The 14,404-nt window shown below is 40.9% G+C and carries 17 protein-coding genes; 9 read left to right on the forward strand and 8 right to left on the reverse strand.

What is annotated here, in order from left to right:
- Positions 1 to 50: 50 nt before the first annotated feature.
- Complete coding sequence (locus AAW31_RS02445; RefSeq protein ID WP_046849016.1) at positions 51 to 440, forward strand: YchJ family protein; 390 nt, start codon at positions 51 to 53, stop codon at positions 438 to 440.
- Positions 441 to 510: 70 nt separating this feature from the next.
- Here AAW31_RS02445 and AAW31_RS02450 read toward each other — a convergent pair whose 3' ends face one another.
- The 4 genes from AAW31_RS02450 to AAW31_RS02465 form a co-directional block, all read right to left on the reverse strand.
- Positions 511 to 2,034 (reverse strand): peptide MFS transporter, encoded by a 1,524-nt coding sequence (locus AAW31_RS02450; protein WP_046849017.1) that lies wholly within the window; start codon positions 2,032 to 2,034, stop codon positions 511 to 513.
- A gap of 277 nt (positions 2,035 to 2,311) precedes the next feature.
- Entirely contained in the window at positions 2,312 to 3,577 is a 1,266-nt protein-coding gene (locus AAW31_RS02455) for an MFS transporter (RefSeq protein WP_046849018.1), read from the reverse strand.
- A 401-nt stretch (positions 3,578 to 3,978) separates the two neighbouring features.
- Positions 3,979 to 4,248, reverse strand: coding sequence for a SemiSWEET family sugar transporter (locus AAW31_RS02460; RefSeq protein ID WP_046849019.1), 270 nt, complete (start codon positions 4,246 to 4,248; stop codon positions 3,979 to 3,981).
- 59 nt (positions 4,249 to 4,307) lie between these two features.
- Complete coding sequence (locus AAW31_RS02465; protein ID WP_046849020.1) at positions 4,308 to 4,964, reverse strand: peroxiredoxin; 657 nt, start codon at positions 4,962 to 4,964, stop codon at positions 4,308 to 4,310.
- Positions 4,965 to 5,941: 977 nt separating this feature from the next.
- Here AAW31_RS02465 and AAW31_RS02470 point away from each other — a divergent pair.
- Genes AAW31_RS02470 through AAW31_RS02480 form a run of 3 tightly spaced genes read left to right on the forward strand, consistent with a single transcriptional unit; the run spans position 5,942 to position 7,911 of the window.
- On the forward strand, positions 5,942 to 6,589 hold the full coding sequence (locus AAW31_RS02470) for a MotA/TolQ/ExbB proton channel family protein (RefSeq protein ID WP_046849021.1): 648 nt from the start codon (positions 5,942 to 5,944) through the stop codon (positions 6,587 to 6,589).
- On the forward strand, positions 6,576 to 6,977 hold the full coding sequence (locus tag AAW31_RS02475) for an ExbD/TolR family protein (protein ID WP_046849022.1): 402 nt from the start codon (positions 6,576 to 6,578) through the stop codon (positions 6,975 to 6,977). The genes AAW31_RS02470 and AAW31_RS02475 overlap by 14 nt, the downstream gene beginning before the upstream one ends.
- 22 nt (positions 6,978 to 6,999) lie before the next feature.
- Positions 7,000 to 7,911 (forward strand): hypothetical protein, encoded by a 912-nt coding sequence (locus tag AAW31_RS02480; RefSeq protein WP_235264475.1) that lies wholly within the window; start codon positions 7,000 to 7,002, stop codon positions 7,909 to 7,911.
- A gap of 45 nt (positions 7,912 to 7,956) precedes the next feature.
- Here the strand turns inward: AAW31_RS02480 and AAW31_RS02485 are convergent, their stop codons facing one another.
- A complete protein-coding gene (locus tag AAW31_RS02485) occupies positions 7,957 to 8,631 on the reverse strand; it encodes a hypothetical protein (RefSeq protein ID WP_046849024.1) in 675 nt (224 codons plus the stop codon).
- A gap of 730 nt (positions 8,632 to 9,361) precedes the next feature.
- On the opposite strand from AAW31_RS02485, the gene AAW31_RS02490 reads away from it, so the two are divergent.
- Positions 9,362 to 9,565, forward strand: a complete 204-nt coding sequence (locus AAW31_RS02490; protein WP_046849025.1) for a cold-shock protein — start codon at positions 9,362 to 9,364, stop codon at positions 9,563 to 9,565.
- Positions 9,566 to 10,468: 903 nt separating this feature from the next.
- On the opposite strand, the gene AAW31_RS02495 is transcribed toward AAW31_RS02490, so the two are convergent.
- Positions 10,469 to 10,936 carry a J domain-containing protein gene (locus tag AAW31_RS02495; protein ID WP_046849026.1) on the reverse strand — a complete coding sequence of 156 codons (468 nt, stop codon included), beginning with the start codon at positions 10,934 to 10,936 and terminating at the stop codon, positions 10,469 to 10,471.
- A 135-nt stretch (positions 10,937 to 11,071) separates the two neighbouring features.
- Positions 11,072 to 11,464: a surface-adhesin E family protein gene (locus AAW31_RS02500; protein ID WP_144412816.1), complete on the reverse strand. Its 393-nt coding sequence runs from the start codon at positions 11,462 to 11,464 to the stop codon at positions 11,072 to 11,074.
- Positions 11,465 to 11,752: 288 nt separating this feature from the next.
- On the opposite strand from AAW31_RS02500, the gene AAW31_RS23360 reads away from it, so the two are divergent.
- Positions 11,753 to 11,902 (forward strand): DUF4372 domain-containing protein, encoded by a 150-nt coding sequence (locus tag AAW31_RS23360; protein WP_082110319.1) that lies wholly within the window; start codon positions 11,753 to 11,755, stop codon positions 11,900 to 11,902.
- A gap of 53 nt (positions 11,903 to 11,955) precedes the next feature.
- Here AAW31_RS23360 and AAW31_RS02505 read toward each other — a convergent pair whose 3' ends face one another.
- On the reverse strand, positions 11,956 to 12,216 hold the full coding sequence (locus AAW31_RS02505; RefSeq protein WP_046849028.1) for a hypothetical protein: 261 nt from the start codon (positions 12,214 to 12,216) through the stop codon (positions 11,956 to 11,958).
- Positions 12,217 to 12,832: 616 nt separating this feature from the next.
- Between AAW31_RS02505 and AAW31_RS02510 the strand changes: the two genes are divergently transcribed.
- Genes AAW31_RS02510 through AAW31_RS02525 form a run of 3 tightly spaced genes read left to right on the forward strand, consistent with a single transcriptional unit; the run spans position 12,833 to position 14,208 of the window.
- Positions 12,833 to 13,186 carry a DUF883 family protein gene (locus tag AAW31_RS02510; protein ID WP_144412817.1) on the forward strand — a complete coding sequence of 118 codons (354 nt, stop codon included), beginning with the start codon at positions 12,833 to 12,835 and terminating at the stop codon, positions 13,184 to 13,186.
- A gap of 17 nt (positions 13,187 to 13,203) precedes the next feature.
- The gene (locus tag AAW31_RS02515; protein WP_052752033.1) at positions 13,204 to 13,695 is read left to right on the forward strand and encodes a phage holin family protein; all 492 of its coding nucleotides are present in this window, start codon (positions 13,204 to 13,206) and stop codon (positions 13,693 to 13,695) included.
- 48 nt (positions 13,696 to 13,743) lie between these two features.
- Entirely contained in the window at positions 13,744 to 14,208 is a 465-nt protein-coding gene (locus AAW31_RS02525; RefSeq protein ID WP_052752034.1) for a hypothetical protein, read from the forward strand.
- The last annotated feature ends 196 nt before the right edge of the window (positions 14,209 to 14,404 follow it).

Raw genomic sequence — 14,404 nt, forward strand, 5'->3', positions numbered from 1 at the left:
GGTTTAATAAGAAATAGAATAATTTTATTAATGAAGCTTTCAGGCTTAAAATGGTTATCAATATAGTGCACTGTGCTTGTGGCAGCAATAAAAAGTACATTGACTGCTGCGCTCGTTATCTCGATGAAGGCGAAATTGCTTCTAATGCAGAAGTATTAATGTGTTCACGCTACACTGCGTATACCCTTGGTCGTGAAGATTATCTTTTGGCGACTTGGTATCATAGTACCCGCCCAACCTCACTTAGGTTGGCAGATGGACCGTACAGAAAATGGCTCAATCTTGAAGTGAAGCATCATGAACAACTCTCACCGGATTATGCGATAGTTGAATTTATAGCTCGCTATAAAGTATGCGGTCGTGCTTATCGTCTGCATGAAATCAGTCGCTTTGTGTACCAGGCAGGACGATGGTTTTATGTTGATGGCGATATCCTCTAATCATGTAGTCAAGGAGAAAATCCGATGAGACTATCATCACCTGAACAAATTTCTGCTAGTACAAACAGACTTATTGCACACCGTGCATCATTTTTTGTAATGTCTTGGTGAGTATAAATAGAAGCAAGGATGCAAGCCCGGACAAAATGACAAAGATCATGAAAAACTCATATAGATCATTGATTTCAAATATTATAAATTTCGGCGGGACAGGGAAAGCAGGATCAGGATACAAAGAACTTAATGTACCTGCAAATTTGTTTGCAGCTGCAGTTGATAAAAACCATACTCCCATTAGCAACGCAGCAAATTTCTCAGGGGCTAATTTTACAACCATCGCTAAACCTATTGGTGATAAGCACAATTCACCAATAGTATGCAATAAATACAGACTAGTTAACCACATAAAACTAACTTTAATTGCTGGATCCACTCCTTGTACGCCACATGCAATCACGAGATAGCCTATCGATAAAAACAACAACCCGAATGCTTGTTTAGTAGGTGAAGATGGTTCCAAATTGCGTTGACCTAAGAATGTCCAGATAAAGGCGAAAACGGGAGCCAAAATTATAATAAATACGGCGTTAATCGATTGAAAGAAACTTGCTGGAATTTCTGCGCCGAATAGATTTCTATCAGTTTGTTCTTCTGCAAAAAAAGTCAATGATGCGCCTGCTTGTTCGAATGCTGCCCAGAAAAAAATAACGAAAAAGGCAAGAATATAAATCACTCCTATGCGTTGTTTCTCAATTGATGTAAGCGTTTTATCGGCAATGATGGCAGCAGGGCCGATAATAGTGAGGGAAAAAATAGCTGATCCAATGACATCTAACTCCATAAGGCTGTAAAATACGATAAATAAACCAATAGAGGCCATCGCCCAACTGACTGACTGAGAAAGCGGTATCTTTGGTACTTTAGCTTCATTCTCTGCTAACACTTTGTTCTTTGGTACCAATCCAATACCTTCACCTGTCGGTGTTATGATAAGTTTGTTTTTAAGCAATTCAAATGAAAGAATACTAATGATCATACCAATGCAGGCGGCAAGAAAGCCCCACTTGAAATCTGCTGGATTTCCAGTATCTCCAAAGCCACCGCAAACAAGCGGAGCAAAGAATGCTCCTAAATTAATACCCATATAAAAAATGGTGAAGGCAGCGTCAATACGTTTATCCCCCGCCTGATAAAGTTGACCGACCATGGTAGAGATATTAGGTTTGAAAAAACCGTTACCCAAAATGAGCAATCCCAGACCCAAGAATAGCATGGGTTGTGCGAAGGCAATATTGCTGTAATTCGATGCAGATAGAAACATGCAGAAATGCCCCATCCCCATCAAGACTCCGCCCACAAGGATGGTTCTTCTATTCCCCCAATAACGATCAGCTACGTAACCACCTACTAAAGGCGTTAAGTAAACCAGGCCAGTGTAATTTCCATAAATCTCAGAGGCCAGCGCTTTATCGAAAAACAAAGCTTTGATCATAAACAATGTGAAGATGGCCCGCATGCCGTAGTAGCTGAACCTCTCCCACATCTCTGTAAAAAACAAAAGGTATAAACCTTTAGGATGTTTGACCGGACTCATGCGTTTTTAAATTTATTACATTTCGGATTTGCTGAAAATAACATTCTCAATCCTGCAAAATCCGACAATCCAATCTTGATATGGACTTGTATCTGAATAAAGAATAAAAATAAGGCAATGATGTATCATTCCATCTCCACATCAAACATGACGCGAAGGTGAGCCGCAGATCATATCCATAATACGGCAAGGAAAGCCGCCAAAGTCAGTTTTGATTTAGTTATAGAACCAGGTCGATGGTGTAGGTGCTCGACGTATTATGGGCAGAGCTCGCAGCTTACTTTGCTTTAAACCGCTGAGCCAGTACTAACCCCACAAGACTGAACACTCCAGCCACTGTCAGGTAAAGACCCACAAGGGATGTACCGCCTATTTCGCTGAGTGTCTGCGCAGCAATCGGAGCGGCTGCTCCGCCCAGAATGCCACCCGCATTAAAAGCTACTGATGTACCGGTATAACGCACCCTCGCTGGAAACAGCGACGGCAACCACGCGCCGAGTGGGCCATAGACAAAGCCCATCACGAACAATGCGAGTGATAGCATTGCCCATACTACCCATAGCGAACCCGAACCTAAAAGTGATCCAAATATCAATCCTATACCGACCGTCGCAGCACATCCCCATGTCAAAACTCGCACAGCACTGGTTGCATCAGCACGCACACCCGAGACGATGATACCCAGCGCTAGAAACAGAATAGCAGCAAGTTGGACTGCCAGGAAAACCTCACGGTTATATCCTAAGACGGTCGTGCCATGGGCAAGTGCAAAAGCAGTTGAAAGGTAAAATATCGCGAAACAGGCTACCACCGCAAAAGTCCCGGCGAAGGTAGCTAACGTATGATTGCGGATCAACTCACTGATGGGAACCGGAATTGGAGGCTCATGTGAGAGAGCTTGAGCAAATTCAGGCGTTTCGTTGATCTTCAGGCGCACCCACAGGCCTAGCCCGACTAGAATAGCACTGGCCAGAAACGGGATACGCCAGCCCCACGCTGCAAATTCCGCTTCGCTCAGTCCTATGCCAATTAGCAGGAACAGCCCATTGGCAGCAAGGAAGCCAACAGGTGCGCCCAGTTGCGGGGCCATGCCGAAACGTGCCTGCCATCCCTGAGGAGCATTCTCAACCGCCAGTAGTGCTGCACCGCCCCATTCTCCCCCAAGGCCAAGTCCCTGACCGAAGCGCAGAATGCACAACAATAATGGCGCAACCCAGCCGACCATCGCATAAGTCGGCAAAAATGCAATCAGCACGGTCGACACTCCCATTAGCATCAACGATGCGACTAATGTCGATTTTCGTCCGATCCGATCACCGAAATGACCGAATAATACTGCACCAAACGGGCGTGCAATGAAAGCAATACCAAAGCTCATGAATGACAGCATCAATTGCGCAGCTGGCGAACTGGCTGGGAAGAACAATGGACCGAATACTAATGCCGCCGCCGTCGCGTAAATATAAAAATCGTAATATTCGACAGCCGTTCCGGCCAGACTTGCAATAAGTATCCGGCGATGCTGACGATAAGGACTGATCATTATCGGTTTTTCCTTCGATTCTTCCGGATTATCATGTATAAGAGAGATGAGTAGCCTTTTTATGAAAGGCGAAGATAATAAAGATGCAATAAATTGTCAAATGCACGGATTAACGATCAAAAATTTACGCGATTACGGCTGATTGAAAGAAAAGGACTTTGATTTTTGGTATTTTTAAGGGGAGAGAAATCAGGGTAAGAATACGACCGAGAAGGCTAAATGAGAGTATCAGAGCATATTAGTTATATTCCAGTGGAAAAGCAGTCTCAATTTTAAAACTATTTATAAATTCCAGCGCCAGGTTAATCCCCTCAACATAATGCAAGCTGGAGTGACGTAAGTCCAGGTTTCATCGTTACGCCTGAAGCGCTTGTAGCGGCTTGTAGATTTTGCTCAGCCAGTTAATTTTTCCCGATGCGGGCAAAGTAAAAAAATACACCTACCATGAGAAAATTAATTACCACTGCAATAATATTCCAGACAACTACAGGCATTGAATCAATTAAAATACCGTAATATACCCACATGATTTGAAACGAGCCCATAATGCCTGCCATGGTAGGATTCATACCTTGAGAACTCCTTCGTTTAAGTATCGCGAGCAAATCTGGAGCGGCTGCGAAAGTGGTACCGAAACCCGCCACAAAACCAACGATCTCATGCCCTTCCATTAATTCTAAAATATTAATATTTAATATTTTCTCGCGATACCACAGGAACTATGAATAAATTATGGTTGCTTTACCTTGCGCAGGTATGGCTTCACTGTTTCCCAACCTTGTGGATAAATTTTCTTAGCTTCATCATTGCTAACTGAAGGAACAATGATGACATCTTCCCCTTGTTCCCAATTCACGGGCGTTGCGACTTTGTGTTTTGCGGTTAGCTGCATTGAATCAATTACTCGCAAGATCTCATTAAAGTTACGACCGGTTGTCATGGGATAAGTCATCATAAGCTTGATATTTTTATCAGGACCAATAATAAATACTGAACGAACGGTCGCGTTTGTAACCGCTGTCCGTCCTTCTGCTGAGCCTGTCTCATCTGCAGGGAACATATTATAGAGTTTAGCTACGTGCAGATCAGTATCTGCAATAACAGGATAGCTAACCCGTGAACCACCAACCTCTTCAACGTCTTTCAACCATTTCTCGTGATCATTAAGCGGGTCAATACTAAGCCCGATAATTTTAGTATTGCGCTTATCAAATTCAGATTGAATACCGGCCATATAACCTAATTCTGTAGTGCAAACAGGTGTGAAATCCTTTGGGTGAGAAAATAATACTACCCAATGATCTCCAATCCATTCATGAAAATCAATCCTTCCTTGTGTCGTTTCTGCTTGAAAATTAGGTGCTTGATCATTAATACGCAATGCCATACATATCTCCTTAATTCCAACTTATTAGATGTATATTAAAATCAGTTTAATAGCTATAACTTAACTATAACTTAATATTATTTTTTATGAAACAAACTATAATTGTATCTATGAAGTAAAAGCAATTCTTTATTATCAAATTTTTATTTGTGATAAAGTTAATAGTAGTTAGTATCACGTACGACGTAAAACTATTGGTTTAAATAAATAATCATACAGATTAGCAGGTCATCGCCCTATATTTATATTTGCAAGCAGATGAACAAACAGAGAAATAGAATTGTTTTTCAATGATAAATCTGTCACCAAATTGTTCTAATTGTCCTATTTGATACTGATTACTATCCGAAAAAAAACGATTCATGCTGGTAAGAAATTGGAAACTTGTATCAAGCAAATATATCATTCAGCTTGAAGAAAGAATACCTCAGCACTAATTAATCACTGTTTACACTAAATCCAGACTACTTGCTTATCATAACTGCTTTCTCGAATACAGTCACAGCGTTTTGAAAGGAGGTTATCTGGCCACGAAAGCAGCAAATCTTCGGCCTTATCATATGCCATCACTTCTAGAAATTTTTAGCAATAAAATATGGCACTCTTAGCAGCTTTTATCAGAAACGCATAGGAAAAATAGCTGATGGTAGCTAGCCCTAGTTGATACCCATCGAAGTAAAGGCAAGGCGCATTTACTCAGAAATTCAAGGTTGCCACGAGAAAGTTGACCCTAGACATAGTCAAAGATTACTTATGTGGTAGCAGCAATAGATTCCTGACCTACTTTCTCAGTTTGTAGCTTAAAATAGAGAATACAAACTCAAAAATAGCCGCCACATACTTTGCGAAGAAATATCTTGAAGTTCGCATGCAATGCCCAGAAGCTCGCTGATTGTTCGGTATTAATAGCTTAAGTCCAAGGCAACGGCTGTTTCGAATCACAAGTTATAAAAACATACCCCATCTGGAGTTTATAAATGGAATACCTTAACCAAGCCTGGATCATGTTAAAACTGGGCGGAATCATTATTTTGCCGTTATCTTTGCTGGGTGTCCTCGCCTTGGCGATAATGCTCGAAAAAGCATTTGTTTACTGGCGCTTTGCCCGTCTATCGAACGATTTGCTGAATCTCATCGAAACCTATGGTTTCAAGTGGGAAGATCTGGAAAAAATCCTGTCAGGGCTAGATAAACGCCACTATTACAAGCGGTTCTTTGAAGTGGTAATCTCCAATCGGCATCAACCATTCTGGTGGACGGAGTCACGTGCAGCAGATGAAGCCCAACTAATTGAGAATTCATTGGCCCGCCGGCTCTGGGCGCTGGAAACCATCGTTACAGCCGCGCCGCTACTGGGACTTGTAGGAACCGTGGTCGGCATGATGAGCGCCTTTCAAGTTATCGGCAATGAAGGCATCGTCAACCCCACCGCAGTGACAGGTGGTGTTGCCGAAGCGCTCATCGCCACCGTTATTGGTTTGGTTATCGCGCTGGTTGCGTTATTTGGATTCAATTATTTCTCACGCCTGCAATCACAAACCATGGATGAAATGGAACGCCTCGGTACACGCCTGATCGATCATATTCGGCTGGATCAAAAGGAAAATATCCATGAAACTACGTAAATCCAGAACCCCACGTAAAGGTTATATCCAGATTATCCCCATGATTGATGTCATGTTCTTTCTGCTCGCGACATTTATGTTGGCTTCGTTATCCATGCAGAAGCTGGATTCTGTGCAAGTTAACTTACCTGAAGGTCAAGCCGAGAAACTTAGTACCGAAAAACCGGTAACTTTAACATTGACCAAGAACAGTGAAATTTTTATCAATAAAGAATCTGTCACCCTTGATACTTTGGCTAGCACGCTCAAACCGCTGCTTCATGATGCCAAGCAAAAACTGATCGTTTCGGCAGATAATGAAGCACCACAGGGCATTGTGGTTCAGGCGATGCTTCGAGCGCGGAATGCGGGTGTGCAGCATTTTCTGATCGCGGTTCAGTATAAATAATTTATATTCCTTGATAAATAGTTTGATAAAGCCCATAGCGATGAACAGCTTCAGAACAAGGGAAATTCGTTTGTGGTGGCCACTGCCACTGGCGCTGCTAATTTGGCTGATCATCATCTGGGCATTCGGTTTTTTTCTGACAGAGCCCGAAATCAAAGTCAGCATTGATATCCCTGACGCGATTGAAGCGGAATTTCTGGAACTTCCGGAACTCGCACAACCACAGGAACCTGCGCCGCCACCATCCAAAGGCATCGAGACACAGCCTCAGGATCAAGTACAGCAAGCAGAAATAGCACCAGATTTGGCAATGCCACCACTTCCGCGCACCAAGCCGCTCGCCCCCCCCATACCACCTCGTGTTAAGCAGGATACGACTGGAACGGTAAAAGCTACACCACCCAAGAAAGAAACCAAAACTAAGATTCCACAAAAAAAGGATGCCGCTGCACCGGCCGATTTATCGGAGTATATTAATCAGAGAAAAATGAAACAAAGTCGGCCAGCCGGTATTCTTGATGGGCTTGAGGACAACAAAGATACTAATACTAAACCTCAGCCCTCAGCGGAAGAGATCAGGATGGCGAAAGTTAAACGCAATTTACAAATACCTGGTACCAGTGGCGTTTTTCAGATTATCCATATTGGCCCGCGTTATGCGCAGTTCTCGTTTCGCGCCTGGACAACTGGCGACATCAATCCACGGCGGGAATTAATTGAAGTGAAAGCAGGACCGGACGGCGACATTGAACGTGCAATCATACGCAGGATGATCCAACTCATTCGTCAGTATCATCAGGAAGACTTTAACTGGGAATCACCTCGCCTTAATCGCGTCGTTGTCCTGTCTGCACGCCCAGGAGATAGCGAGGGACTCGAAAATTTTTTAATGCGCGAATTCTTTGGAGAACCTATTCCGCCTTATTTGCGTTAAGCATTAAAGCTCAGCTGAGCTAATTACCTTGATCGGCTAGGCGAATTATTTCGCACCGAAGGGAATCTGAACTCCGATATTTGCAGCATGATTACCATTGTTAATATTCACGCCGCTGTTAAATTTGATTTTCGTCTTATTATTTGTGTGTATATAATATATTGCTCCAACACTTCCTGTTGTATTAACTGTTGCACTTACCCCATGTCCACTTTTACCCGAAAAGCCACCACCGATTGAGTTCATTTGAAGTCCTGTTCCGTCATTCGAAAGATTGGTATCAAATGTGATAGTTCTCTTCAAATTATTGTGTGAGTAGTTTATTGTTCCATCTCGTCTTTCTATATTAACTGTAGCATTTGCACCATGCCCATTTGTACTTGAAAAACTCCCACCAGCTGAGTTCATCAGAGGAGCCGCTTTATCATTCGAAAAATTACTATTAAATGTGACAGCTCCATTCGAATTTTTACGTGCATAATTTATTGTTCCCTCTCCTCTTTTTATATTAACTGTGGCATTTGCGCGATGTCCACTTATACTTGAAAAACCACCACCAACTGAGTTCATCCGGTCTTGCATTCCGTCATTCGTAATATTGCTATCAAAAGTTACAGCTCCATTCGGCCCGGATTTAATTGGTATACGTATATTTTCGGCATTCACTACATTAAAAATTAACCACAAACTTAAACCGAAAATTTTCAAAGTGATATTCAATGTTTAGACTCTCATCTAAAAATTCTAGAAAGTAGACTTCAGAGTTTCAGTTTTAGAGAAGGAAAATACCTCAAAACCAAAAAGTGACAGAAAAGCTTAAAAAAATAGCAAAAAAATCGTTGCCGCTATTTTAAATCTATTTGTTTTTTTAAACTTTTAACATATTTAGAAAAGCAATCTCTATGACAAAATCTTATTTTACTCCTATAAGCCGCGATGAATCAAACACCCATGCTGCGTTCCCTAGTGAATTGGGTATGGAGAACATTTTAAGGCACCTCTAAAAATACCTAAAAAACCAAATTAACCTAAGTTAGAGCGATTTTATTGAATGTGCGAAGTTTTTCTGTCCAATAATCAGATTTCGCCTCAACTCATATTGCGGAAGCTGGCTGTGGCTGTGTTTTTCTGGATTTCTTTACGAGTTAACTCTTGATTCACATTAACAACCTAAGTCCGCGTGAATGATTAAACCAGCAGAAGTTATGCACGGCTAGCCTATGACGTGGCGCCCGACAGGACGCGGCCTTGGATGTAGAACCGTCAGCCTCAGCAACCACATCCACTACACCAAAGGGAAAGGCCGGTTCATTCATAACGAGAATGTTTATTTAATAGCTTACTACGTGCTTACACGTATTTTTTTTATCTAATTTTCTCGATATCCTAACAACACATCAGTTATAAACACTGATCACTATATGATTCAATTAATTTTTAAGGAAATAAAATGGCAACAGGTACAGTTAAATGGTTCAATGATTCCAAGGGTTATGGCTTTATTACTCCAGATGATGGTGGAGAGGATTTGTTTGCACACTTTTCCGCTATTAATAGTAACGGCTTCAAGTCTCTGAAAGAGGCTCAACGTGTCACTTTCGAAGTGACTGCCGGACCTAAAGGTAAACAAGCAGCCAATATCAGGTCATTATAAAATTGATCTGAAAAACAAAGAACCTCGGACTATCCGAGGTTCTTTTGTAATATATTCTGAGAAATTACTACGATTCATCCATTATTGTCGTACTGTGTTTTTTTCCGCTCCTGGTATCGCATCAGCTCAAGATGAATAAAATAGCCTGGTTACCTACAAGATAGTTTTCGCTCATTATTAACCACAACTCTGAAGGAATGATGATAACTGAGAAGGACAGCTAAAAACATAATGTCAACAAATCGGTATCAGACATTTGCCGTGTAACTTGCGGTGTTGCACGGCAGAAGAAAAAAATTTACACCATTCTGGCAAAGTTTGTAGCAAAACCAGTCGCATTACTTTGCTCAGCCAATGTGGCCATTAGAGGAACCAATAATCTTGAATTGAGCATAAAATACCTGTAAAACGCCATATTCGTTACAATATATCGCGTTGTTTACAAAAAATTTCTCTTTCTTTACATAGCATCATATGCTGCGTCAACATTTTTTGTTCTTGCCTCGTATGGTTTAAAACACCAATTTTTAGTAGCCCCCTAATTAATACAGATGATTTTGATATTGTAGTGTTATTGAGCCAGATGGCTTATGAATTTAGCATAAATCAAAAGAAATAATATTTATATGTAATAATCTATTGATACTGTCGAAAGGCAGTTCGCGTGAAACCGTTAATAATTTTTTGACATAACTTGCAAATATTGGTCAAGAGAGACGATTTTATTCCATTTCCAATACAAAACCGACTTGATCGTCTTCACCTTGCCGTATTATTGAAATTGCCTGCAGTCCGCCATTGCGCCATTTTTAATTTGGAAATGGAATTACCCCTATACTGAGGCACATATTCAGTGTGAATTGGTACTGGTGTTATTTTATACGCTTTTGGGTCAGGAAAAAGTTAACTTTTTCCTCTAAAAAACTCAATGACGCTGTCAACAAGCAAAATAGTGCCAATTAGCATACTAATACCAATGACATAAATGAATGTCCATATAACAATACCCTTGATTGGATTGAATATCGGCAGGAAGAGGTTAAGTAAAAAAGTGTTTTCAGAAGAGTGAGTAGAATATTGTGCAGCTGAGTATTGACTGGCTGAAGGAGGTGTTTGATGTGTTTGCCTGTTAATTAAATTCGCTGCTTCCATTCCGGCGATCCATTCATCATGTTCTCGACGTTTGTCAGGATCAGACAACACTTTATATGAGGTGTTGATGATCGACATGATTCGAGCAGCCTCAGTATTTCCAGGATTCTTGTCCGGATGAAATTTCTGTGATAACTTTTTATATGCAGCACGAATGACTTTTAGTGGAGCATTACGTGCCACTTTGAGGTTGTCGTAATGAGTATGTAACTTTGCCATGCGTGTTGAACCGAGTAAGGAATTATATTATTTTCGTATATTTTTACATACCGAGGATACTGACAGAAACCAAATTATTACATCTGCTACATGACCTACTAGCGCTCTACAGTTTGATGATTAAAAAATACTGCGCTAATCTTTTGATATATTTTTTTCGCAAGCTAATCTCCAGAGCGTTTCTCCAACTGTTCCAGCTGCTACAGGTGCCCATTTATCGGGTTGATTATCTGAATAAACGACCTGCCCTTTCCCCATGTTTGAGCTAAATAAAATAAATGCAAGCATTCTCACCTGCCCTAGTTTACAGTCGTATTCTTTTTGATATTTTGAAGATAAAAATTTGACTCCATTGGTTTCCTTCACAGTCCTAAAGTCCCCCAATGACCACATCTTAATTTTGTTGCCAGCTATTTGAACAGTGTCAAAGTCGGAATAAATTATTGCTGAACCATCGGCACTTTCGTCCACTAAAGACCAGTCAGCCATCACAGCATTAGTTGCCAAAGCAATTATTGAAGCTAACAATATTCCTCTCATACGTATTTATTTACTCCTTTTTTCACTACTGTCCGGCTAGCTATCACCCTATGAGAGATAAAGCCTGAGTGAGCTTGGGGATGGGGTAAAATCGATGTGTTCGAAACAGAAGTTTTCCAACCCAAGGATTTAAGTCTAAAACATATTAATTCGATTTCCAAATCAAACATGACGCGAAGGCGAGCCGCAGACAATATCAATTATGCGCCAAGGTGAAGCGGATAAAGTGAGAAGTGAGTTTTGATTTAGAAATAGGATAACACTGTATTACACCAATTGCTCAAGCACATCGCCTATTGTCGCTTTGATCGTGCGGTAAAATACCATGTGGGAAATCACCGGATACGAGCGCTCGATTGTCGGACACAATTTGCAGCAATGATTTATGCGCAGTTGGCACAACGGTTTTCAATTCACGACCTGTAAACGGCTTTCAACAGCCATTGTACTTGTTATTTTCAGCCGGGAACCGCACTGATTCACCGCTCCACACTGGCAGATACAAATGCACAACATGCGCCTGTGGTATCTTTCGCGAAATCATGTTTTGGTAAAACCGAAAGCTTCAATCCAGCCTGCCATCTTCCAGTGAGATCGTGCAACATATGCGCTGACAGAAACTGCGACGGAAGTTCAATGCAAAGCAGAGCGTGCGTATAGGTGATTGGGAAAGCGATAGTATGATTGGTAAGCACCGTCAAGCGGTAGGGATTTCCCTGGCAGAGCGGAAATCGCGTCATATCCAGGTGGGCTGACTACCAGCCAAGTATGAATACATATCAGTCATCTATAAATAGATAACCTGAAGCAAAAATCTATTTGTACGGTATCGCACATACTAAAGCTGTTTATTACTGTAAAGTTAAATCGCACTGTGATTCACAGACAAGGCTGAATCAAATTTTATACTTGCATGGTATTTACATGAAAGCATGTTATTCCATTGTATTGCCTGTGAAGCGCTATTTTATTCAATGACTTGCACTTTAAAAAGGAGACTCAAATGGGAAAATATTTTCTAGCCTGGTTACTCGGAGTCCCTATATCCGTGTTGATCATCATTTATCTGTTATTCTAAGTAGAAAATACTCAAAGAGCTTAATAGATTTCAGGAAATATTCTATTTTAACGTATTACCAATTGCTTGAAATCTTCTATCCAGCGAACATTCTATGGTCAAAAAAGTGAAAAAGCTTATTGAGCTGATATATTGTATTGATTAATCAATTATCAAAACTTTTCATTCGATCGGAGAACAAATCATGGCAGCTTAAGTCAAAAAAATGGAAGAGCTTATTCAGCTTATATACTGATTAATCAATTATCAAAACTTTTCATTCGAACGGAGAAAAAATCATGGCAACCACAGGTGATTCCAATAAAGAAGCAGCTTCAAAGGGAGAACAAACCAAGGGACCAACAGATAGTTATAGAGTTGATGATAGCAACGAAATAGATCAGTTAAAAACAGATCTTAGTATCCTTCGGTCTGACCTTGGATCATTGGGAGCTACCCTAAAAAACCTTGTTGACAAGCAGAGCGAGAAAGTTGTCGACTTTGCTTCAGATGCAAAAGAAATTGTACGCAGTCAGGCCAAGGCGACCGAAGAAAGCGCAGAAAAGTACATTAGAGAACGGCCACTTACGAGTACTCTTGTTGCTTTTGGCAGCGGTTTTGTAGTTGGTTTGCTACTGAGCAATAAACGCTAAAACGGTTAACGACATAAATGTTGCCAAAATTGGTTGGAGATATTCTCGCTACAGAATATGCAAAACTAAGGCGAAGCACACTCAGGCTGGCCTTAATTATATCCCTACTGGGCTTAGCTGTAATCGTAGTAATGATTGGCATGATTTTCATACTTTTTGGTCTGTATGTGTCATTGGCAGAGACAATGAAACCGTGGGAGGCAGCAGTAATCGTGGGTGGTGGAGTGGTATTTGTTGCCTCCATCTTAATCCTGATCATTGTCAGGCAAGGCCGCGTTGCCCCTAATATAGGTAGCCCTGTCTCCGAGCAATCTAATCCCGGATCATTGGCAGCCTCAGTAAAAGATCTTACAAGCAAACAGAGCGAGAAAATTGCCGACCTGGCTGAAAATACCGGAGAAAGTGTTGAAAAGTATATAAGGAAACGACCGCTTACTACTGCTCTTATCGCTTTCGGCGGTGGTTTTGTTGTCAGTATGCTACTGAGGAATAATAAACATAAACGCTAATTAATTTACGATATAAATATTGCCTAAATTGCTTGGAGATATATCGTTATGGAATATGCTAGATTATGGCAAGACTTAATCAGGTTAGCCCTAATTATATCTTTGCTGGTATTGGCTGTGATGGCGGTGGTAGTAGGCATGGTTTTTGTGTTTATTGGGTTGTATGTGGCGTTGGCAGAAACAATGAAACCATGGGAGGCAGGGATAATTGTGGGAATTGGAATATTATTTTTTGCCACAATTTTAGTCCTGATCTTTGCCAGGCAAGGCCGTGCTGTATCACCCAAAGGAACTCCTATCTCCGAGCAATTTACTCACCATTTCAATGCTCAATTAAAGCAAATAGTCGGCAATACTATTACTCAACCCAATATCAATATTAAAAGTAGCGATATTGTATTGACAGCGTTAATCGGTGGAATAGTACTTGGCGCGAGTCCGCGTCTACGGCAACGAGTAGTCACTACTCTACCATCTTTGATTAAATTTGCCGGACAAAAACTTTTGAGTTGAACAACACATATAAAGTAAATAAGCTTAATTCTTATAGCTTTATGGTTTAGCCGACTAGGTAAAGTTGGGCGTTGGTTTGTCAAGATTTCATCATAAGGCAAAAACCACTTCAAGATCTTAAGCTGTTTTGCGAAATTATTTTATTTCTAAAGCAAAACTGACTTTGTCGGCTTCACCTTATCATATTATTTTCACT

Source organism: Nitrosomonas communis (assembly GCF_001007935.1).
GTDB classification, from domain to species: domain Bacteria; phylum Pseudomonadota; class Gammaproteobacteria; order Burkholderiales; family Nitrosomonadaceae; genus Nitrosomonas; species Nitrosomonas communis.